Source organism: Mesorhizobium sp. M8A.F.Ca.ET.165.01.1.1 (assembly GCF_004792065.1).
Lineage (GTDB): Bacteria > Pseudomonadota > Alphaproteobacteria > Rhizobiales > Rhizobiaceae > Mesorhizobium.
Map to the genome: position 1 here is coordinate 88033 of NZ_SRTH01000012.1, position 20372 is coordinate 108404.

20 protein-coding genes are annotated in these 20372 nt (G+C 63.8%); 10 read left to right on the forward strand and 10 right to left on the reverse strand.

Going from position 1 to position 20372, the window contains the following annotated elements:
• Positions 1-45 precede the first annotated feature (45 nt).
• From EN808_RS26010 to EN808_RS26030, 5 genes are all read left to right on the forward strand, one after another.
• Positions 46-1134, forward strand: coding sequence for a citrate synthase/methylcitrate synthase (locus tag EN808_RS26010; RefSeq protein ID WP_135917150.1), 1089 nt, complete (start codon positions 46-48; stop codon positions 1132-1134).
• A 223-nt stretch (positions 1135-1357) separates the two neighbouring features.
• The gene (locus EN808_RS26015; RefSeq protein WP_135917151.1) at positions 1358-2488 is read left to right on the forward strand and encodes a patatin-like phospholipase family protein; all 1131 of its coding nucleotides are present in this window, start codon (positions 1358-1360) and stop codon (positions 2486-2488) included.
• An 827-nt stretch (positions 2489-3315) separates the two neighbouring features.
• Positions 3316-4488, forward strand: a complete 1173-nt coding sequence (locus EN808_RS26020) for an efflux RND transporter periplasmic adaptor subunit (RefSeq protein ID WP_135917152.1) — start codon at positions 3316-3318, stop codon at positions 4486-4488.
• A gap of 78 nt (positions 4489-4566) precedes the next feature.
• Positions 4567-7737, forward strand: coding sequence for an efflux RND transporter permease subunit (locus tag EN808_RS26025; protein WP_135917153.1), 3171 nt, complete (start codon positions 4567-4569; stop codon positions 7735-7737).
• Positions 7738-7857: 120 nt separating this feature from the next.
• Positions 7858-8016, forward strand: a complete 159-nt coding sequence (locus EN808_RS26030) for a DUF3309 family protein (RefSeq protein ID WP_127278628.1) — start codon at positions 7858-7860, stop codon at positions 8014-8016.
• Positions 8017-8066: 50 nt separating this feature from the next.
• On the opposite strand, the gene EN808_RS26035 is transcribed toward EN808_RS26030, so the two are convergent.
• Positions 8067-9026 (reverse strand): SDR family oxidoreductase, encoded by a 960-nt coding sequence (locus tag EN808_RS26035; protein ID WP_135917154.1) that lies wholly within the window; start codon positions 9024-9026, stop codon positions 8067-8069.
• A 95-nt stretch (positions 9027-9121) separates the two neighbouring features.
• Here EN808_RS26035 and EN808_RS26040 point away from each other — a divergent pair, with 95 nt between their 5' ends.
• Positions 9122-10036: a LysR family transcriptional regulator gene (locus EN808_RS26040; protein WP_135917155.1), complete on the forward strand. Its 915-nt coding sequence runs from the start codon at positions 9122-9124 to the stop codon at positions 10034-10036.
• Here the strand turns inward: EN808_RS26040 and EN808_RS26045 are convergent.
• The 3 genes from EN808_RS26045 to EN808_RS26055 form a co-directional block, all read right to left on the reverse strand.
• Complete coding sequence (locus EN808_RS26045; protein WP_135917156.1) at positions 9994-11175, reverse strand: MFS transporter; 1182 nt, start codon at positions 11173-11175, stop codon at positions 9994-9996. The two genes, EN808_RS26040 and EN808_RS26045, sit on opposite strands and share 43 nt — an antisense overlap.
• A gap of 98 nt (positions 11176-11273) precedes the next feature.
• Positions 11274-11582, reverse strand: coding sequence for a DUF1244 domain-containing protein (locus tag EN808_RS26050; RefSeq protein WP_135917157.1), 309 nt, complete (start codon positions 11580-11582; stop codon positions 11274-11276).
• 11 nt (positions 11583-11593) lie between these two features.
• Positions 11594-12391, reverse strand: a complete 798-nt coding sequence (locus EN808_RS26055; protein WP_135917158.1) for an N-formylglutamate amidohydrolase — start codon at positions 12389-12391, stop codon at positions 11594-11596.
• A gap of 287 nt (positions 12392-12678) precedes the next feature.
• On the opposite strand from EN808_RS26055, the gene EN808_RS26060 reads away from it, so the two are divergent.
• The 3 genes from EN808_RS26060 (at position 12679) to EN808_RS26070 (ending at position 15508) form a co-directional block, all read left to right on the forward strand.
• Complete coding sequence (locus EN808_RS26060; protein WP_245464385.1) at positions 12679-13125, forward strand: DUF1036 domain-containing protein; 447 nt, start codon at positions 12679-12681, stop codon at positions 13123-13125.
• Positions 13122-14555 carry a pyruvate kinase gene (gene pyk, locus EN808_RS26065; protein ID WP_127278621.1) on the forward strand — a complete coding sequence of 478 codons (1434 nt, stop codon included), beginning with the start codon at positions 13122-13124 and terminating at the stop codon, positions 14553-14555. The genes EN808_RS26060 and pyk overlap by 4 nt, the downstream gene beginning before the upstream one ends.
• A gap of 320 nt (positions 14556-14875) precedes the next feature.
• On the forward strand, positions 14876-15508 hold the full coding sequence (locus EN808_RS26070; protein WP_335930841.1) for a L,D-transpeptidase: 633 nt from the start codon (positions 14876-14878) through the stop codon (positions 15506-15508).
• 33 nt (positions 15509-15541) lie between these two features.
• On the opposite strand, the gene EN808_RS26075 is transcribed toward EN808_RS26070, so the two are convergent.
• The 4 genes from EN808_RS26075 to ykgO form a co-directional block, all read right to left on the reverse strand.
• Positions 15542-16006, reverse strand: a complete 465-nt coding sequence (locus tag EN808_RS26075; RefSeq protein WP_127278619.1) for a hypothetical protein — start codon at positions 16004-16006, stop codon at positions 15542-15544.
• Positions 16007-16048: 42 nt separating this feature from the next.
• Positions 16049-17116, reverse strand: coding sequence for an alpha/beta hydrolase (locus EN808_RS26080; RefSeq protein WP_127278618.1), 1068 nt, complete (start codon positions 17114-17116; stop codon positions 16049-16051).
• Between the two features lie 83 nt (positions 17117-17199).
• Positions 17200-17808 carry a hypothetical protein gene (locus EN808_RS26085; RefSeq protein ID WP_135863162.1) on the reverse strand — a complete coding sequence of 203 codons (609 nt, stop codon included), beginning with the start codon at positions 17806-17808 and terminating at the stop codon, positions 17200-17202.
• Positions 17809-17917: 109 nt separating this feature from the next.
• On the reverse strand, positions 17918-18043 hold the full coding sequence (ykgO, locus tag EN808_RS26090) for a type B 50S ribosomal protein L36 (RefSeq protein WP_006203764.1): 126 nt from the start codon (positions 18041-18043) through the stop codon (positions 17918-17920).
• A gap of 243 nt (positions 18044-18286) precedes the next feature.
• Between ykgO and EN808_RS26095 the strand changes: the two genes are divergently transcribed.
• Positions 18287-18706, forward strand: a complete 420-nt coding sequence (locus EN808_RS26095) for a lysozyme inhibitor LprI family protein (RefSeq protein WP_127281106.1) — start codon at positions 18287-18289, stop codon at positions 18704-18706.
• A 16-nt stretch (positions 18707-18722) separates the two neighbouring features.
• Here the strand turns inward: EN808_RS26095 and EN808_RS26100 are convergent, their stop codons facing one another.
• Both EN808_RS26100 and purE read right to left on the reverse strand, forming a co-directional pair.
• On the reverse strand, positions 18723-19799 hold the full coding sequence (locus EN808_RS26100) for a 5-(carboxyamino)imidazole ribonucleotide synthase (RefSeq protein WP_135863159.1): 1077 nt from the start codon (positions 19797-19799) through the stop codon (positions 18723-18725).
• The gene (purE, locus tag EN808_RS26105) at positions 19796-20293 is read right to left on the reverse strand and encodes a 5-(carboxyamino)imidazole ribonucleotide mutase (RefSeq protein ID WP_135863157.1); all 498 of its coding nucleotides are present in this window, start codon (positions 20291-20293) and stop codon (positions 19796-19798) included. Before purE ends, EN808_RS26100 begins: the two co-directional genes overlap by 4 nt.
• Positions 20294-20372: the final 79 nt, after the last annotated feature.

Genomic DNA, 20372 nt, shown 5'->3' on the forward strand with positions numbered 1-20372 from the left:
CCCACCCTTATCTCCCATCGGGAAAAGCTTCAAGGAGACAAGGCTATGGCGAATGGGCTCGATGATGTGGTGGCGGCCGAAACCGTGCTGTCCGATGTGGATGGTCTAGGCGGTCGCCTGACGATCCGGGGCCATTCGCTTGGGGAATTGGCAGGGCGATGGAGCTACGCCCAGGTCGTCCACCTGCTGCTGGACGGGTTCTTCGACGATCTGCCTGGCGATGCCGAACTGGCGGCAAAACTGGGTGAGGCTCGCGTCGAGGTGTTTGACCGGCTCGCGCCCGCGCTGCCCTTGCTGACACCGCTCGACATCTACAGCGCCATGCGTGCGGGCATGGCACTGCTGCCGGATGACGAGACGCTGACGGACGCCTTGCGGCTGATCGCGGCGCCGGCGGTGCTGACGCCGGCCCTGCTGCGCCTGCAGCGCGGCGAGCAGCCGATCGCACCCGACGGCAAGGCGGATCATGCCGCCGACATGTTGAGGATGCTCAGGGGATCGGTTCCGTCGCCGGCCTTGGCCAAGGCGCTCGACACCTATCTGGTGACTGTGTGTGATCACGGGCTCAATGCGTCGACCTTCGCCACCCGCGTCGTCGCCTCGACCTTGGCCGGCCTGACATCGTCGGTACTGGCGGGCCTCGGCGCGCTCAAGGGACCGCTTCATGGCGGCGCGCCCGGCCCGGTCATCGATATGCTCGACGCGATCGCCGCGCATGGCGATGCGGCCGGCTGGCTGCGCAATGAGATCGCGCAGGGCAGGCGCATCATGGGCTTCGGCCATCGCATCTACCGTGTGCGCGATCCGCGCGCTGATGTGCTGAAAGCGGTGGTGCGCAAGCTGGGCGGCGAGGGCGGCACCGGCCGCCGGCTGGCTTTCGCCGAGACGGTCGAGCAGACGGCGCTCGAGGTGCTTCGGATCGCAAAGCCGCAGCGCTCGCTGCAGACCAACGTCGAATTCTACACAGCGCTTGTCCTGGAAGCGGCGGGCTTTCCGCCGCAAGCTTTCAGCAATGTCTTCGCCGCCGGGCGCGTTTCCGGCTGGATCGCGCATGCCCGCGAACAGCAGACCACCGGACGGCTGATCCGTCCGCAGTCACGCTATGTCGGGCCGGTGCCGGATCTCGTCGCCTAGCTCCAGTCTGCCAGGGTTCATGCCTGTTTCGAAAGCTACGGCCTCTCCGCTTTGCAGCGGAGGGGCTTTTTCGACATGACCGAAATTTCATGTGATCACGCGACCGTGTTCGTGTTCTTGCCTTGGTCCGTCCTTATATGCTGCACTGCAACATAAGCCGGCGACAGCTGCTTCCTTCCAATGACGTAGGGGCAGGCCGGCGCATCAGGATGACAGGAACGCCATGACGAAGAACGGCAAGGCGGAGGAAAAGAAGAAGATCAACATCGCGCTTCAGGGCGGCGGCTCGCACGGCGCCTTCTCCTGGGGCGTGCTCGACCGGCTGCTGGAGGACGGCAGGCTGGAGATATCGGCCGTTTCCGGCACCAGCGCCGGCGCCATGAACGCGGTGGCGCTGGCTGACGGCTTTGTCCGCGGCGGAGTCGAGGGCGCGCGCAAGAAGCTGGACGATTTCTGGCATGCGGTGGCGGCGAAAGGCCGGTTCAGCCCGGTGCAGCGCATGCCGTGGGATGTTGCCTGGGGCAACTGGTCGATCGAGAACACGCCGGGCTATGTCTTCTTCGACACCATGTCGCGGGTGTTCTCGCCCTATGTCGCCAATCCGCTCGGCCTCAATCCGCTGCGCGACGTCGTCGCGCGGGAGATCGACTTCAAGAATGTCCGCGCCTGCAAGTCGATGGAACTGTTCATCTCCGCCACCAATGTCGAGACAGGGCAATTGCGGGTGTTTTCCGATGGCGAGATCGACCTCGATACGGTGATGGCCTCGGCCTGCCTGCCGCAATTGTTCCGTGCCGTCGAGATCAAGGGTGTGCCCTACTGGGATGGCGGTTATGGCGGCAATCCGGCGCTCTACCCGTTCTTCAAGACGGCGGCGACCGAGGACGTGCTTCTGGTGCAGATCAATCCGGTGGTGCGCGAGGGGACACCTAGAAGCGCCAACGAGATCCAGAACCGCATCGACGAGATCACCTTCAATGCCGGGCTGCTGCGCGAATTCCGCTCGATCGCCTTCGTCAAGGAACTGATCGCCGCCGGGCGTCTGCCGCATGGCGAATACCGCGACATCCGCATGCATCGCATCGATGCCGACGAGGCGTTCAAGGATCTGTCGGCATCCTCCAAGGTCAATGCCGAATGGGCCTTCTTGACCTATCTGCGCGACCTCGGCCGTACCGCCGCCAGCGACTGGCTGGAGGAGAATTACGATGCGGTCGGCAAGCATGCAACGCTCGATCTTTCGGGCGAACTCGATGACGGTTTCAAGCCGGTGCGCGGTCCCGCACCCGGCCGTCGGGTGAAGGAATTTCTCGCCGTTCGCAAGAACCCGGAGGCGGAGCGCCGTCGGGCCTGAACCTGACGGAATTGGCTTCAAGAGGGGGCAGCGTTTGCCGGCACTCGTGGCCAAGCTTCCGGAGCAGCGCCTGGTCTGGCGTCGGCGTGACAGCAACCTTGGCGTGCGGGAGAGCCGTCATCATGCTGACGTCTGTTGCCACTGACGATCGGATGGCGCCGGCCCCGGGGGCGTTCTGAGGCATCGGGCGCAACGCTCGATCCAGAATTGCGGATGGGACGAAACACACCCGGCGTTCTCGCGCCAGTCTCGCGCCGACCCCGTCGTCGCGCGTATCAGGACACGATGGGCGGGACGTAATAATGTCAGCGCATTGGTGTTTTCAGCATCTGGTTCGACCTCGGCGCATCGGGATCGGCACGCCTGATTCGAAGCAGCTGCCGCGCCTTTTCCCGAGCGATTCCAGGATCTTGGCCCGGCGTTGTGGCGCCGCAGCCCCTAGTCCCTCGCCGATAGCGGCGACGCGGATTGTCGGTTCGTGCCTGCACTTCAATCAGCGAAGCGAAGCGGATCGCGGCTCTATGCCGGAGACGGCCATGGCGATCAGGGCTGGTCGCCCGTCGCCTGCGTTTCAGGCCGGATCGTGAGCCGGCGGGCCGCTTCGTCAAGTAGACTGGCAAGTCACGAAGAACCGTTTCATGGCGGCCACAGCTTGTGCGGCTACGCAATGCTGCTGCAACTTTCGGACTATATTGCGGTGCAACTTTGATGTAGAAGCGCGCTCGCCGATCACGGCAATTTGAACCCGGTCAGGCGCGCACCCATATCGGCGACGCGCCCGCATCATAAGACGCGGTGCTGGCCGAACCCGCAGTGGAAAAATGACGATGCCTAAAATCAGGTTTCACAAGCTTGCAGCCATTGTTGTGCTCATCGGTTTCGCGGCGTGGATGGCGACAGGCGAGTTCTCATCGGTTGGCAGCGTAGCGGCCAACAAGGCCAAGGCAGCCGAGGTCGAGGGCAAGGCGCCGGACGCGAGCAAGCCGAAGACGGCGGAAGCCGAACCCAAGGCCACGCTGCGCACCGTCGCGGTGGTGACACCGCCGCGCAAGACCTATGCGCGCGCCATCCGCATTTCCGGGCTGACCGAGGCCGACAAGCGCGCGGTACTGGCAACCCGCGTTGCCGGCGTCATCGACAAGCTGCCTGTCAAGCAAGGCGATCACGTCAAGAGCGGCGATCTGGTGCTGATGCTCGCCGCCGAGGAAAAGATCTCGATGGTCGACAATGCCAAGCAGCTCGTGGCGCAGCGCAGGGCCGAGCTCGATGCGGCCGAGCGGCTGGCCAAGACAGGTAATTTGCCGAAGCTGCAGCTCGACACCGCCCGCTCCAATTTGACCCAGGCGCAATCCCAGCTGGACACCGCGCAGGCCGAGCTCGACCGCAACGAAGTGAAGGCTCCGTTTGACGGCGTCATCGACCGGGTGCCGGTGGAACTGGGCAGCTCCGTCATGCAGGGCGGCGAGGTGGCCACCATCCTCAAGCTCGATCCGGTGATCGCGCGCGGCGAGATCAGCGAGCGCGACCTCGGCTATCTCAAGATCGGTGACAAGGCCAGCGTTCGGCTGGTCAGCGGCCAGACCGTCGAAGGCACCGTGCGCTATATCAGCCGCGACGCCTCGTCGGCGACCCGCACCTTCCGCGTCGAGATCGCCATCCCCAATGCCGATGGCTCGGTGCCGGCCGGCATGACGGCGGAAATCCAGCTCAGCGCGTTGCCGACCGACGCCGTGCTTTTGCCGCGCTCGGTGGTGACGCTGGGCGACAAGGGCGATCTCGGCATCCGCGCCGTGGGCAAGGACAACAAGGTGGCGTTCTTCCCGATCGACCTGGTCGACGACACGCCGACCGGTCTCGTGCTTGGCGGCATCCCGGCGGATGCGCGCATCATCGTCGCCGGCCAGGAACTGGTGAAGGAAGGCGATGAGGTTAAGCCCGTCGAGGCCGACCAGGCGACCATCAACAAGCTGATCGGCGATGCCACCGCCGGGACGCAGTAGCGCCGGCGCCGGCGCCGGGCCTTGCCCGGCGACAGCGTGTCCGTTCGCCACTCCCGAAGCCAACAGCAGGCATAAGTCATGGATATCGTCAGACTCGCAATCAACAATGCCCGCCTGACCATCTCGGTCCTGGTCTTCCTGCTGATTGCAGGCTGGGTCGCCTATCAGTCGACGCCGAAGGAAGCGGAGCCCGACGTTCCGATTCCGATGATGTATGTCAGCCTGATCTATCAAGGCATTTCGCCTGAAGATTCCGAGCGCCTTCTGCTGCGGCCGATGGAAAGCAAGCTGAAGAGCCTGAAAGGCCTCAAGGAGATGCGCTCGGCCGCTTTCCAGGGCGGCGGCTATGTGCTGGTCGAGTTCCAGCCGCAGACCAACCTGGCGACGGCGCTGCAGGATACGCGCTCCAAGGTTCAGGACGGCAAGGCCGACCTGCCGCAGGCGGCCGAGGAGCCCGTCGTCACCGAGGTCAACATTTCCGAATTCCCTGTGCTCGTCGTAACGCTGTCTGGCGAATTGCCCGAACGCGTGCTGGCGGCCGCGGCGCGCGAATTGCGCGACCGTATCGAGGAAGTGCCCGGCGTCCTCGAAGGCTCGCTGCAAGGCTCCCGCGACGATCTGGTCGAAGTCGTCATCGATCCGATGAAGCTGTCTTCCTACGGCTTGCAACTCGAACAATTGATCGGCGCCGTCGGCGCGTCCAACAGCCTGGTCGCCGCCGGCAACATCGAGGGCTCGCAGGGTAAATACGCCGTCAAGGTGCCGTCGCTGATCGAGACGCCCGAGGATGTGGCGGCACTTCCCGTGGTCGCCGGTCCCAATGCCGTGGTTCAGGCCAAGGACATCGCGACCATCCGCTCGACCTTCGCCGATGCCACGACGATCACGCGCCTCAACGGCAAGCCGGCCATCGCCATCGAGGTCAAGAAGCGCATCGGCGCCAATCTGATCGACACGCTGACCAAGGTCAGGGAGGTGTCCGACACCTTCGTCAAGACCATGCCTGAAGGCATGCATGTGACCTACACGCAGGACAAGTCGGTCTTCGTCAACCAGTTGCTCGGCGATCTGCAGAATCACGTGATGATCGCGGTGATCCTGGTGTTCATCGTCATCCTCTACGCGTTGTCCGGTCGAGCCTCGCTGCTCATTGGCCTCGCCATCCCGTCATCGTTCCTGATCGGCATCCTGCTGCTCGCCATGATGGGCTACACGATCAACATGATCGTGCTGTTCAGCCTGATCCTGGCGGTCGGCATGCTGGTCGACGACGCCATCATCGTCACCGAGTTCGCCGAACGACGGATGAGCGAGGGCATGCCGAAGCAGGAAGCCTTCGCGCTCGCCGCCAAGCGCATGGCCGGTCCGGTCATCGCGGCAACGATGACCCGCATCGCCGCCTTCTCGCCGCTGCTGTTCTGGCCGGGGATCATTGGCGATTTCATGAAGTACATGCCGATCACGCTGATCGTCACGCTGTCGGCCTCGATGCTCTATGCACTGGTCTTCGCGCCGACGCTGGGTGCGATCTTCGCCAAGGCGCCGCAGCATCACGAGGATGGCAATCGTGATGGCTGGTACATGGCTGTCGTCAAGCAGGCGGTGCGCTTCCCCATCACCGTGATGGTGCTCACCGTCGTCTTGCTGGCCGGCATCTTCGTCGGTTATTCGAAGTACGGTGCCGGCGTCGAGTTCTTCCCGAGCGTCGAACCCGATTACGGCCTGCTCTATGTGCATGCCCGCGGCAACCTCTCGCTGGCCGAAATGGATACCGCGACCAAGATTGCCGAAAACCGGCTGCTCGGCTGGCCAGGCGTGAAGTCGGTCTATACACGCGTCGGCAAATCCGACGGCGGTGGCCAGGAAGTGCCCGAAGACGTCGTCGGCGTGATCCAGTACGAATTCATCGACTGGCGCGAGCGCAAATCGGCCAACGATATTCTGAACGATCTGCGTGGCGTCATGGCCGGCATTCCCGGCGTCGATGTCGAGGTTCGGGTGCCGGAAGCAGGCCCGCCGACCGGCAAGCCGATCCAGATCAGGCTCTCGGCCATCGATCCCAAGGGGCTCGACGAGAAGGCGCGCGCTGTCGCCGCGCGCATCGCCAAGGTGCCCGGTGTCATCGACATTTCCGATGGCTTGCCGCCGCCTGGCGTCGACTGGGCACTCGATGTCGACCGGGCCAAGGCAGCCCAGTATGGCATCAGCCCGACCTCGGTCGGGACGGTGGTGCAGCTCGTCACCAACGGCCTGAAGCTTTCGGAATACCGGCCCGCCGGCGCCGACAAGGCTGTCGACATCCGCCTGCGCTTGCCGGAGGACCGGCGCACGCTGTCGACGCTCGACGAGCTCAGGGTGCAAACCTCTCAAGGGTCGGTGCCGATCTCGAACTTCGTCGTCCGCAAGGCAAAGCCGAGCGTCGGCATCCTCAACCGCATCGACGGCGCCCGCACCGTGGTGGTGCAAGCCAACGTTGCCGCCGGCGCTCAGGTCGCCGCCGTGCAGCAGGAGGTCACCCAGGCCGTCACCGACATGAATCTTGGCAGCGGCATACGCTGGAAGCTGGCCGGCTCCAACGAGGACAGCGCGGAGGCCAGCGCCTTCCTCAGCAAGGCCTTCGGTGCCGCGATCTTCCTGATCTTCCTGGTGCTGCTGGCGCAGTTCAACAAGTTCACCAGCGTCTGGCTGGTGCTGTCCTGCGTGGTCATGGCGACGATCGGCGTGTTCCTCGGACTGCTGATAACAGGCGAGACGTTCGGCATCGTCATGTCGGGCATCGGCGTCATCGCGCTGGCCGGCGTGGTGGTGAACAACAACATCGTGCTGATCGACACCTATGACCGGCTGCGCGAGGAAGGCTGGGACAAGATGGACGCGGTGCTGCAGACCTGCCGCGAGCGTGCCCGCCCGGTGGTGCTGACGGCGGTGTCGGCCATTCTCGGCGTGCTGCCGATCGCCTTCGGGCTTGGGCTCGAAATCTTCCATCACGAGACGACGATCAACGCGCCGTCGACGCAATGGTGGATTTCGCTGTCCTCGGCGATCGTCTTCGGCCTGTCCTTCGCCACCATCCTGACCCTGGTGGTGACGCCGTCGATGCTGATGGTGTTCACGCGTGCCAAGATCAAGCCCGGCGAGCGGCGCGGTTGGTTCGGCCGCCTGTTCCGGCGTGGCAAGGGCGAGATCTCGTCGGACACGCCGGCAGCAGACGACGTGCCGGCGATCGCCTTCCCGAAAGCTGCGGAATAGGCAGACTTCCCAATGAACGGCAAAGGCCGCCTGGAACAACCGGGCGGCCTTTTGCATTTTCCCCCAAGGGTCAATGCCAAGCATTGTCTTGGAAGCACAACGCAGAGCGGGGAATTTGCCATGCCGATCAGCACCATCCTCATCATCGTCCTGATCCTTGTCCTGATCGGTGCGGTTCCGGCCTGGCCCCACTCGCGCTCCTGGGGATATGGCCCGTCGGGCGTTCTCGGCGTGGTGCTTGTGGTCGTCCTTGTGTTGCTGTTGGTGGGGCGGATCTGAGCGGCCGTTTCGTCCATCGACAGCCGCTGGCGGCTTGGCCGCGACGAGCCTCAGGCAGCTTCCGCGGCGCTATTCACCGTAGCGATCCCGATATCCTCAAGGGCCTCGGCGACCGCTTGATCGAGCGGTGTATGCGGGACCTCGCCGATGATGCTTTCCAGCCGCGTCGAGACCAATTGGTGGGGTTCGAAGCGCAGATAGGACATCGAGACGATCTCACGCCACATCGCCACGAACGGACTGCCGGCGCGCAGCACCCACCAGGGCATCGCCGTCATCTTCAACTGGCGGCCAATGGCTTTCTCGGCGGCGGCTTTGATCTCGAGATCGGTGATGGCGTGGCCTGGAAAATTCAGCGCCTCATAGAAGCCGAGCTTGTCGAGATTGCTGGCCAGCGCAACGAAGCCGACCGCGAAGTCCGGCAGATAGGCCCATTCATGCACAAGGTCGGCCGGACCGGGCGCTGTGTAGATGCCCTTGTTGATCTTGGCGGCAACGACCAGGTCGAACCAGGAGCCGCTGCCGGTACCGCCGAAAAAATCGCCGGCGCGCAGAAGGATGGTGCGCACGCGGCCCGCCTCGGCCTCACGACGGAACAAATCCTCCATGGCGCAGCGAATGCGGCCTTTTTCAGTGGTCGGGTGGAAGGGGGTGTCTTCCGTGATCACCGCCGGCATGGGCGAGCCGTAATTGTAGACCGTGCCGGGGAAGAGATGCACCGTGCCATTCGCATGGCAGGCGGCCATGACATTTTCGGCCATCGGCAGGCACTTGCCCCAGTCGGTGTAGATCGGGTTCAGGCCGTTGAAGATGATGTCGACGCCCTCGGTGGACCGGATCAGCGATTGACGGTCCAGCGCATCGCCAGCAACCGCGGTGGCGCCTGCGAGCTCTGCCGACACCTTGCCGGTGCGAGTGACGGTGCGGACGTCGAAGCCGGCGTCGATGAAGGCTTTGGCAACGACGCGGCCGAGCCGGCCATTGGCACCGAGGATTGCGATCTTGGTCATTTCAGGTCTCCGTGTTGGTGTTTGCAGCTCGAATATGATTGCCTCATCTGCGAATGAAAATTGACTAGGAATGGAGTTTTGATATTCATAAATGAATGGATGATATCGATTGGAACCTGATCAAGAGTTTCGTCACCGTGGCGGAAACCGGCAGCCTGTCGGCTGCGGCGCGCAAGCTCTCGGCCAGCCAGCCGACGCTCGGCCGTCATATCGGCGAACTCGAGCAGGCGCTGGGCGTCACCTTGTTCCGGCGCGGACGACGCGGCTATGAACTGACGGAAGCCGGCAGCACCCTGTTCGAACGTGGCAAGGCCGTAAGCGAACAGGCAAGCGCCTTCTCATTACTGGCGCTGGGTTCGGTCGAAGCGATCGAAGGCACGGTGCGGATTGCCGCCAGCGAAGTGGTGGCCGCCTATGTGCTGCCCGGCATGATGGCACGGCTCGGCATCGAGGAACCCGGCATCGAGGTCGAGATCGTTGCCTCGAACCAGGTCGAGAACCTGCTGCGCCGGGATGCCGACATCGCCATTCGCATGGTCAAGCCGGCGCAGAACGAACTGGTGGCACGCAAGGTCTGCGATATCGCGCTCTGCGCCTGCGCGGCCATCTGCTATCTGGAGAGGCACGGGCGCCCGCTGGAGCCTGCCGATCTCGTCGATCACGCGCTGATCGGCTTCGATCGCAGCGACGAGATGATCCGAGCCTTTTCCCAGTATGGCGCCCCGGTCACCCGAAACAGTTTTCGTTTCAGGGCGGACAATCAGGTCGTGCTCTGGGAAGCCGTGCGGGCGGGAAACGGCATTGGCCTTGGCCAGGAGCCGTTGGCAGACCGCGATCCGCTGGTGGAAAAGCTGTTGCCCGGCCTGCCATTGCCTGTCCTGCCGGTATGGCTGGCCATGCATCGCGACGTGCGCGGCAGCGTGCGTATCCGCCGGGTGGCGGATTTTCTCCACGAGGAACTGAAACGCTATTCGGCGGGCGCGGCATCCGGAGCGAATTCGGCGCGGTGAGCCAATCCGGCCATCAGAAGAACGACGATCAGCAGAGCCGACATGGCGATGAAGATCGGGCCGAAGCTGGAATGTTCGGCGACGAAGCCGATCGCCGACGGCGCCACCAGAATGCCGGAATACCCCATGGTGGTGACGACGCTCATGCCGGTGCCCGACGACATGCCCTCCTGGTTGCCGCCGGCCGAAAAGATGATCGGCACCATGTTGGCGATGCCGAAGCCGCACAGCGCGAAAGCTGATATGGCGAGCCAGGGCGAGGGTGACAGGCCGGCGATCAGCATGCCGGCGGCCGCGACGATGGCCGAGCCGCGCAGTGTCATCACCGCGCCGAAGCGGTTGCGGACGCCATCGCCGAAAAAGCGCATGATCGCCATGACGCCGGAGAAGGCGGCGTAGGCAAGGCCGGCGACGGCGAGGTCGGCGCCGAGTTCCTGCCGCAGATACAGCGCCGCCCAGTCGAGCACCGCGCCTTCGGAAATCATCGTCAGCAGGGCCATCAGGCCGATCAGGTAGACCAATGGGTTTGCCGGCAAAGCGAATTTATGATGCTCGGTCGCCTGCGGTTTGTTTTCGGCCACGATATGGGGCACCGCCGCCGCGATTGCCGCGAAGGCAAGCGCGGTCACCACCGAAGCATGGGCGAGATGGCCATACGTCTGGATGGCAAAGCCGCCAAGGGCGCCGCCGGCGAAACCGCCGAGGCTCCAGAAGCCGTGCGAGGAGGACATGATGGCGCGCCCCAGCCGCCGTTCCACCACCACCGCATTGGCATTCATGGCCACATCCATGCCGCCGATCGAGCCGCCGAAGATGAACATGGCGACGGCCGCCAGCGGCACGTCGGGCGCCAGTGCCACGATCAGCAGGCCGAGGCTGCCGCAGAGACCGAACCAGCGCAGCACGGTGCGCGAGCCATGTTTGGAGATCAGGTGGCCGCACCATGTCATGGCGGTGACCGCGCCGGCGCCGAACAAAAGGATCAGCAGGCCGAGCGTGAATTTCGAGATATCCAGCCGCGTCAGGAACACCGGAATCTGCGGCGCCCAGCTGCCGGTCAGGAAGCCATTGGCGAGGAAAATGGCCGCCACGGCCCAGCGGCCGCGAATGGCAGTCTGCATGGCGTTCGGCGCGTTCATAGGGCGATTCCGGTCAGAAAATGGCTTTGCGCGGCAAATTAGATCGATTCAATTTTCAGTCAAGCGCACTTTCGAGAAAGCATTTGGGCCAAACGGCCTCAGTGATCCTTGGGACGCCGGGCTTCGAATTCGGCCTTCTTGGCGTCCGAAGCCTCTGTCTGGTTGAGCGCTTGCCACTCGGCATAGGGCATGCCGTAGACGATCTCGCGCGACTGATCCTTGCCGAGGTTGACGCCCTTGGCTTCCGCTGCCTCGCGATACCAATTCGACAGGCAGTTGCGGCAGAAGCCGGCGAGGTTCATCAGGTCGATGTTCTGCACGTCGCTGCGCTCGCGCAAATGCGTCACCAGCCGGCGAAAGGCGGCGGCCTCGAAGTCGCGCTTCTGTTCGTCGCTGAGTTCGGTCATCGAAACCTCCGTCACAGCGGCCCGGTGCGCGAGCCGAACATCTTTACCGCATGTATATCGGGACGGCGGTCGATGGCGTCAACGATCGGCGCCAGCCGTTGGGCCCAGGCGAGAATGCCCTTCTGGTCCGCTATCAGGTCCTGGCGGATTTCGATCAGCGCGTGGGCATAGCCATTGACGATGGCATGCTTGAACATGGTGTCGCCGCGCAGAGCGCCGTCATACGGTTCGTTGTCGCCAACGATGAGGTTTTTGTCCTCGGCCAGCATGTCGATCAGCGGCCGCGCCACCCGGTCGTCCTTGTCCCAGAGGATGCCGACATGCCAGGGGCGTTTGATGCCCTGCATGACCGGCGTGAAGGAATGCACCGAAAAGATGAAGGGCGCCTGCCCGGAGGCCTGAACGACCGAAGCGATCATGGCGCCGACCGCGTCGTGGTAGGGCCGGTAGAAGCGGTCGAGACGCCTCTCGCGTTCTTCCGGCGCCATCGGATAGTTTCCCGGCACGATCGTGCCGTCATAAAGCTGGCGAATGAGCGTCGGGTCGTCCTCACCGCGATTGGGATCGATCAAGAGCCGCGAGAAATTGGCGATAAGTGCCGGCACGCCAAGCAAGGCGGCCAGTTCGCGCGTCACCGCTTCGACGCCGATGTCATAAGCGATATGGCGGTCGAATTCGGCCGACGGCAGCCCCAGGCTGCCATACTCCTCGGGCAGGTCGCGGCGGGCATGATCAGCCAGCAGCACGATGCTTCGCTTGCGGTCGCCCTCGACGATGTCGAAGGGCGCGAAAACTGTGGATCGGGTCATTGGCGGAAAATGGTCGTTCGCTGGCTTTTGGGGAGGATGCTATCGTCATTCCACGAAGACGACGCGTGCGCAATGCCGTTGTTTGGCCAAGGTTTCCCGGGAAATCTGGCAAGGGGCGACGGATCGTGCGCCGGGAGCCTTCCTAAATCGATTGGAATTGGACAAAACGGCGCGTTGACATGCGCCCGGACTTTTCCGAAAAGGGGCGCAGAGAGATGCTGATGTGGTTCTTGAGGGGTTTTGGAATGGGTTCCGCCGGCAGGCAGCGCATGCGCTCCGGCTTTGCGATGCCGCTCCTGATCCTGACCGGTGGCGTGTCGGCAATGGTCATGGCCTCGCCGGCGCACGCCGATTTCCGCGTCTGCAACGCCACGCAGAACCTGGTCGGTGTCGGCATCGGCTATCGTGCCAAGGCCGGCTGGATCACCGAGGGCTGGTGGCACATCGAAGGATCGAGCTGCAAGACGTTGATCGAAGGGCCGCTGTCATCAAGGTTTTATTATCTTTATGCAGAAGACGCCGAGCGCGGTGGACGCTGGGACGGCCCGATCAACATGTGCGTGGCTGAAAAAGAGTTCAAGATCGCGGGCGTAAGCGACTGCGTCGCCCGGGGCTTCCAGCGCGCTGGATTCCAGGAATATGACACGGGCGAGCAGGCAAGCTGGATGGTCCAGCTCACCGATGAGCCCGCAACGGGAGGCGCCCCAGCCGCCCCGGGAACGAACAGTCAATGAGACGTAGCCGCAAGGTCAAGATCCTAGCCACAATCGGTCCGGCCTCCTCGTCCGAGGAGATGCTGCAGAAGCTGTTCGAAGCCGGTGCGGATGTTTTCCGCATCAATATGAGCCATACCGATCATGAGCTGATGCGCACGCTGGTCGCACGTATCCGGTCCGTCGAGGAAAAAGTCGGCCGGCCGATCGGTATCCTGGCCGACCTGCAAGGTCCGAAGCTGCGCGTCGGCAAGTTCGCCAACGGCAAGGAAGTGCTGACGCTGGGCCAGACCTTCACGCTCGACGACAATCCCGAGCCCGGTACCTCGACCAGGGTTTACCTGCCGCATCCCGAAATCCTGAGTTCGGTCGAGGCTGGCCATCGACTCCTAATCGACGACGGCAAGCTCGAGCTGAAAGCGGTGAAGAGCGACGGCAAGTCGATCGTGTGCACCGTCATTGCCGGCACCACGATTTCCGACAAGAAGGGCGTCAGCCTGCCCGACACCGATCTGCCGGTGGGCGCGCTGACCGAGAAGGACCGCAAGGACCTCGACGCGGTGCTGGCGACCGGCGTCGACTGGGTCGCGCTGTCCTTCGTGCAGCGGCCGGAGGATCTGGCCGAAGCGCGCAAGATCGCGCGCGGCCGGGCGCTGATCATGGCCAAGATCGAAAAGCCGCAGGCTGTCGCCCGACTGGCCGAGATCATCGAACTGTCGGATGCGCTGATGGTTGCCCGCGGCGATCTCGGTGTCGAAATGCCGTTGGAAGCGGTGCCCGGCATCCAGAAGCAGATCACGCGCGCCGCGCGCCGTGCCGGCAAGCCGGTGGTGATCGCCACGCAGATGCTGGAATCGATGATCACCGCCCCGGTGCCGACCCGCGCCGAGGTCTCCGACGTTTCGATCGCCGTCTTCGAAGGCGCCGACGCCATCATGCTGTCGGCGGAATCGGCGGCGGGCGTTTATCCAGTCGAGGCGGTTGCCATGATGAACCGCATCGCCGCCAAGGTCGAAACCGACCCGACCTATGCCGGCATCATCAACGCGCAGCGCTCCGAGCCGGAAGCGACCGGCGCCGACGCCATTTCGCTGGCCGCCCGCGAAATCGCCGAAACGCTGAAACTGTCGGCGATCGTCACCTACACGGCATCAGGCACCACCGGCCTGCGCGCCGCGCGCGAGCGCCCGCAAGTGCCGATCATCGCGCTGTCGCCGATCCTCAATACGGCGCGGCGCCTGTCACTTTTATGGGGCACGCATTGCGTGGTCTCGCCAGACGCCACCGATCTCGACGACATGGTCAACCGCGCCTGCCGCATTGCACTGGAAGAGGAATTCGGCAAGCCGGGCGACCGCGTCATCATCACCGCTGGGGTGCCGCTCAGGACGCCGGGATCGACCAACATGCTGCGCATCGCCTATGTCGGATCGGAAACAGCCGGACGGTAAGCCTTCTCGAGGGAACACCGCGCGAACCGAGGTCACTTTTGGGCGACATGCATTGGCGCAGAGCCCACTGCGGCCGCAGTGCTACAAAAGTCTGGACAATCATCGCCGCCCTTGTCTCGACACAGGGCCGCCGCGATCCACTCTACAAGACGCGGTGAGGCGGCGTTAACAGCCGCTTCGCAACCGCCTGAATTTCCCTTCGCTTGAAAGTATATTGAATGTCATTTGCCGTTTCACGCCGGTCCCTTCTGACCGGGCTTTCGCTTATTGGCGTTTCGACCGTCTCCGCCTGTGCCCAACTGCCCAGGCAATCGATCAGCTTGGCGAGCACGCCTACCCCGGTTCCGCTCGAACCGGCACCGGAAAAGGCGCCCATCGAAGCTGCCGCGCCTGAAACCGTAAGCCCGGCGTCGCCCGACTATGCGGGCATGTACAGCGCGGTCGAAGACGGCGGCCATGCGCTGCCGGCAATCCCGTTCGCCAAGGTCGACGGGCGGTTCCTGAGGCAGAGCGTCGACGATCCGACAGGCGAAAAACCCGGCACGATCGTGGTCAATACGACCGACAAGCACCTTTACTGGGTGCTCGAGGACGGCAAGGCCATGCGCTACGGCGTCGGACTGGGGCGCCAGGGCTATTCCTGGAAGGGCCGCGCGATCGTCCAGCGGAAACGAAAATGGCCGACCTGGACGCCGCCTTCGGCGATGATCCGCAGGGATCCGAAGCTGGAAAAATGGCGCCAGGGCATGCAGCCCGGCATCAGCAACCCGCTCGGGTCGCGTGCGCTCTACATCTTCAAGGACGGCGTCGATACGCTCTACCGGATCCATGGATCGCCGGATTGGAAATCGATCGGCAAATCCGCGTCATCCGGCTGCGTGCGCATGTTCAATCAGGACGTCATGGACCTCTACGATCGGGTTCCCGGCAAGACGCCGCTGCTTGTTATCTAGCGGCTGGCGACGCCTGCCTAACACCTGATGGCCTCATACCGTCGCGGCTCCGAGCGCCCTTGCCGCGGCTTCCGCGTGATTTCTTGCCTGGAGAAACCGGCGCGCGCGAGGAATAGGATCGTACAGATACTGATCCGGGCCCAGTATCTTTCGCCGGTTGAGTTCGGTCGTATCGAGCAGATCGAAATCGACCCGCGCGATGGTGCAATGCCATCCGGTGTGGCGCGAAGCCCAGCCTCTCGCATGGTGTTCGAGCAACCGCTCTCGAGCGCAATAGCCGTGGTAGTCGAAAGCGATCACGCCGTTCGTCACGTAGATATGGTTTCCGGAAAAGCCTTCGCCGGGAATGATACGTTCGCCGTAAAATCCCTCCAGAGGCGGATGCTTGAGAAAGGTGCCGGCGAGAATGGCGCACGCGCCGTGACCGAAGAAGATGCGATCCGGCAGTGCCCATCGCTTTTCGGGATTTTTCTTTATGCCGTGTTTCAGGACATACATGCCGCTCTGTTCCCAATAGCGTCTTGCGATAGCTTCGGATTGTCAGGTCGGGGCGAGCTCGGCCCGTGGCTCCTTGATGTCGGCGCATTTGCCCACGCCATAGGCATCGTCGGCAATCCGGGCTTCCACCGTCGTGGCGATTGCTTCCAGGTCGATAGCCTTGCCGGCAACCTTCTCGATGGCGCCGACGACGAGGTCGGAGGCGATCCAGTCCGGCTTGTGGCCAAGATTTTGCACCCAGACCAGCTCGGCGCCTGATATGTCGCGCACTAGGCCGACGGAGTGAATGCGGGCATAGACCACCTTGTCGCGATCGCCGGAGATGACCACGGTCGGCGCCGTTATCACTTTGTAATGCGGTGCCGCGCCAAGCGCATACCGATAGAGCCCGGCGACGTCGGTGGCATTGGCGCGGAAGGCCGACGGCCGCAGCACCAGCGGGATCGCGGCTGAGGCGAGGTAATTTTCCGGCACTTTGTTGGGCGAGAAGACGCAGGTCGTGGCGTCCGCCATCTGCAGCGTTCCCGCAGGATAGCTCAGGGTCTCGGAGAACAGCCGGCCGATCACCGGAATGATGGTCAGGTCGTAGTACCAGGACGTCGCGCCGCCCGGCCAGGGATGGCTCGCCGGCGCCAGGAAGACAAGGCCGAGCGTCTTGTCGGCATGCTCGCGGCCGAAGGCCGCCGTCACCACGCCGCCGAAGGAATGGCCGACAATGATGGCCCGCTTGATGCCGAGACGGTCCATCAGCGCGGCGATGGTGTTGGCCTGTGCCGACGGATTTTCATTGTTGCCGGGGCCGCGTCCCGACCAGCCGGCTCCCGGCCGGTCGAAAAACAGCATTTCGGCACGGCCTTCGAGCAGCGGCCTGAGCGGCAGCATCTGGTCTTTCAAATTGGCGCTGGCGCCGTGAATGAAGACGATCGGTGGCAGATCCGCACCAACTGACGCGGGAACGTGGACATAGTGGATACGGGCACCGCCAATGTCGACGAACGCGCCGACCGGCGGACCGCGGCGCTCGATCAGCCATGAGCCGACGCGAGTGACGCCGACAAGGGCAAGGACGAGTGCGAAAAGGAAGGCGAGCGCGGCGTAGATCAGGTTCATGGGGGATATACGGGAAGGGAGGTTGATAAGTTGTAGGGCGGCAGTAGGGAAGCTCAAGCGCCTAATGCCTATTGCCTAGTCTATCAAATTCCCTCGCCGGCAAGCTCTTCCGACAGGGTCGCGACCTGGTTCTGGGCGCTGCGCATCATGGGATAGATGGCCAGCACCTTCTGCCAGGCCTCGAGCGCCGATTGCTTGTGACCGGTCTCCGCCATGATCTGGGCCAGGCCCGACAGCGCGCCGAAATGGCGTGGCTCGAGCTGCAGCGTGCGGTCGATATCGGCCATCGACTTGCCGTAGTTCTTCATCATGAAATGCACGGTGGCGCGGCGGTTCCAGCCTTCGGCATAGCTCGGCTGCAAGGTCACCACCTGGTCCAGGAAATCGAGCGCGACGTCGAACTTCTGATCGTTCATCGCATTTTGCGACCACTGCATCATCAGGTCGATCGAGGCGCTGCCGGACTGGAACCATTCGTTCCAGATGTTGCCGGCAATGCGCTCGGCGGCCTTTTCGTTGCGCTCGCGCTTCAGGTCGGAGAACAGCCTGTCGAGCCGGGCCTGTTTCGTCATCGGCGGGGCCGGAGTGTCCGGGGCCGCCGGCTGGGCCGCCTGATCGTTCGCTGCCCTGGCCGCTATGCTAACGGCACCGGAAAGAGGGAAAGCGATCAAAAATGCAAAAAGAATCCGCATCGCCCGACTCTAGTCCCGGGCGGCGGAACATCAAAGTGAATTCAACGTGGGAAGGTCGGCTCGCCGACAAGCATCAATGGGCGGAGGCAAAAAGCCTCCGGCCGAAAACTCAACCCTGGCGCGCCTTATAGCGCGGGGCGGTCTTGTTGATGATGTAGATGCGGCCCTTGCGGCGAACCAACTGGTTGTCGCGGTGACGCGCCTTCAGCGCCTTGAGCGAATTCTTGATCTTCATGGTCTTGCCTGTCGGTGTGGACCCGGTTCCGGGTCGAAATTATAAGGCGCGCCAGAAGACGCGCCTTTTGAACGGTGGGTGGCTCATAAACGAGGAGCCTTGCCCATGTCAACCGTAAGTCAACGGCAAGCGTGCTCCGCGTCCTGATATCATCAAATATCCGCCATGTCGGCACCCGTGGCATTGCGCGACCACGAGTCGGCTGGGATGATGCCGCGACAAGCAAGTGATTTGGGGACAAAGATGCGTCGAATTTTCCTGTTCGCCTGCCTCGCCGTCCTGGCGGCAGGCGCGGTCGCCCGCGCTCAGGAATGCGACCGTTCCGACGACAGCCAGCAAATGATGAACATCTGCGCCGGCGAGGATTATCAGGCCGCCGACGCCAGACTCAACGCAGCCTATCAGGCGCTGATCGGCTCTGATGATGCGGGTGGCAAGCGATTGCTTCAGGTGGCGCAGCGCGCCTGGATCAGCTTCCGGGATGCCGAATGCGCGCATAACACCGCGGCCAGCGCGGGTGGCTCCATCCACGCGATGGAAGTTTCGCAGTGCCTGACCAGGCTGACCAATGATCGCATCAAGCAACTCGCCGCCTCCGCCAATTGCGAGGAAGGCGATGCAAGCTGCGCCGGCCCCGGCGAGGACAGCGGCGAGGTGCAATAGGCTCGTGTCCCGCGAACTAAGTACGTGAACTGATGCGGGTGAAGTGGCCCATCTTGCGGCCAGGCCGCGCCTCCGCCTTGCCGTAGAGGTGCAGCATCAGGTCGGGCTCGGCGAGCAGGGCTGGAACGCGCAGCACGTCGTCGCCGATCAGGTTCTCCATCACGCAATCGGAGTGGCGATTGGGGCTGCCCAGCGGCAGGCCGGCAATGGCGCGGATGTGTTGCTCGAACTGCGAAACGATGCAGGCGGCTTCGGTCCAATGGCCTGAATTGTGGACGCGGGGCGCGATCTCGTTGGCCAGCAGCGAACCATCGGCCAGCACGAAGAACTCGACACCGATGACGCCGACATAGTCGAGCGCGGACAATATCTTCGACGCGGCGACCTGCGCGGCTACCGCCGTTTCGGGTTTGATGCCGGCCGGCAAGGTCGATGTGTGCAGAATGCCGTCGCGGTGCACGTTTTCGGCCGGATCATAGGCGGCGACCGCCCCATCGATCCCGCGCGCGGCGATGACGGAAACCTCCCGCTCGAAGGGCACGAAGCTCTCCAGGATAAGCGGCACATTGCCCATCGCCTCGCAGGTGCCGGCAAAGCCACCCGTCTCCATGTTGCGGAAGACGCGCTGGCCCTTGCCGTCATAGCCCATGCGCCGCGTCTTCAGGATGCCGCTGCCGCCGAATGCCTTCAGCGCCGCCGTCAACTCGTCGTCCGTGTCGACCGGACGGAAATCGGCGGTGGCGATGCCGATGCTGTTGAGGAATGTCTTTTCGCTCACCCGGTCCTGCGCCACGTCAAGCGCACGCGCTGGCGGATAGACCGCCACCTTGGCGGCAAGCGCGGTTGCAGCGGCCACCGGCACGTTCTCGAACTCGTAGGTGACGACGGCGCTGGCCGCCGCCAGTTCGGCAAGCGCGGCCGGGTCGTCATAGGGGGCCGTAATCTGCTTGTTGGCGACCTGGGCGGCCGGGCAATCCGGTTGCGGCTCCAGCACGGCGGTGCGGTAGCCGAGGCGGGCAGCGGCCATTGCAAGCATGCGGCCGAGCTGGCCGCCGCCAATGATGCCGATCGTCGATCCCGCGGGCAGGCTCACGGCGTGTCCGTCGGTTCGGCCGCGACCTTGGCGGTCTGCGAGGCGCGCCAGGCGTCGAGCCGCTGGGCAAGCTTGTCGTCGTTCAGCGCCAATACGGCGGCGGCCAGGAGGGCGGCGTTGGCCGCGCCTGCCTTGCCGATCGCCAGTGTCCCGACCGGAATGCCGGCCGGCATCTGGACGATGGAGAGCAGAGAATCCTGGCCCGACAGCGCTTTCGATTCCACCGGCACGCCGAACACCGGCAATGGCGTCATTGCCGCCGTCATGCCGGGCAGATGCGCCGCACCCCCGGCTCCGGCGATGATCACCTTGTAGCCGGCCGCCTTGGCGCCCTTGGCGAATTCATAGAGCCGGTCGGGCGTGCGGTGCGCCGAAATGATCAGCCTTTTATGGGGAACGCCAAGCGCCTCCAGCGTTTCGGCCGCCTGGCGCATCGTCGCCCAGTCGGATTGGCTGCCCATGATGATGGCGACGTCGGCGCGTTGATGGTTCAAGCTTCTGCTCCCCGGCGACAAAGGCGCGCCTTAGCGGAATTCGCGCGGGGCCGCAAGGATATGCGGCCATCGGCGAGAT

Bases quoted from the DNA above. Each gene is read 5' to 3' on its own strand.
- EN808_RS26050 (WP_135917157.1), bottom strand. From the start codon at position 11,582: ATGACCGAACTCAGCGACGAACAGAAGCGCGACTTCGAGGCCGCCGCC.
- EN808_RS26020 (WP_135917152.1), top strand. From the start codon at position 3,316: ATGCCTAAAATCAGGTTTCACAAGCTTGCAGCCATTGTTGTGCTCATC.
- EN808_RS26085 (WP_135863162.1), bottom strand. From the start codon at position 17,808: ATGCGGATTCTTTTTGCATTTTTGATCGCTTTCCCTCTTTCCGGTGCC.
- EN808_RS26060 (WP_245464385.1), top strand. From the start codon at position 12,679: ATGCCGCTCCTGATCCTGACCGGTGGCGTGTCGGCAATGGTCATGGCC.
- EN808_RS26045 (WP_135917156.1), bottom strand. From the start codon at position 11,175: ATGAACGCGCCGAACGCCATGCAGACTGCCATTCGCGGCCGCTGGGCC.
- EN808_RS26010 (WP_135917150.1), top strand. From the start codon at position 46: ATGGCGAATGGGCTCGATGATGTGGTGGCGGCCGAAACCGTGCTGTCC.
- EN808_RS26015 (WP_135917151.1), top strand. From the start codon at position 1,358: ATGACGAAGAACGGCAAGGCGGAGGAAAAGAAGAAGATCAACATCGCG.
- EN808_RS26055 (WP_135917158.1), bottom strand. From the start codon at position 12,391: ATGACCCGATCCACAGTTTTCGCGCCCTTCGACATCGTCGAGGGCGAC.
- EN808_RS26095 (WP_127281106.1), top strand. From the start codon at position 18,287: ATGCGTCGAATTTTCCTGTTCGCCTGCCTCGCCGTCCTGGCGGCAGGC.
- ykgO (WP_006203764.1), bottom strand. From the start codon at position 18,043: ATGAAGATCAAGAATTCGCTCAAGGCGCTGAAGGCGCGTCACCGCGAC.
- EN808_RS26035 (WP_135917154.1), bottom strand. From the start codon at position 9,026: ATGACCAAGATCGCAATCCTCGGTGCCAATGGCCGGCTCGGCCGCGTC.
- EN808_RS26025 (WP_135917153.1), top strand. From the start codon at position 4,567: ATGGATATCGTCAGACTCGCAATCAACAATGCCCGCCTGACCATCTCG.
- EN808_RS26075 (WP_127278619.1), bottom strand. From the start codon at position 16,006: ATGTATGTCCTGAAACACGGCATAAAGAAAAATCCCGAAAAGCGATGG.
- EN808_RS26080 (WP_127278618.1), bottom strand. From the start codon at position 17,116: ATGAACCTGATCTACGCCGCGCTCGCCTTCCTTTTCGCACTCGTCCTT.
- EN808_RS26040 (WP_135917155.1), top strand. From the start codon at position 9,122: ATGGATGATATCGATTGGAACCTGATCAAGAGTTTCGTCACCGTGGCG.
- pyk (WP_127278621.1), top strand. From the start codon at position 13,122: ATGAGACGTAGCCGCAAGGTCAAGATCCTAGCCACAATCGGTCCGGCC.
- EN808_RS26030 (WP_127278628.1), top strand. From the start codon at position 7,858: ATGCCGATCAGCACCATCCTCATCATCGTCCTGATCCTTGTCCTGATC.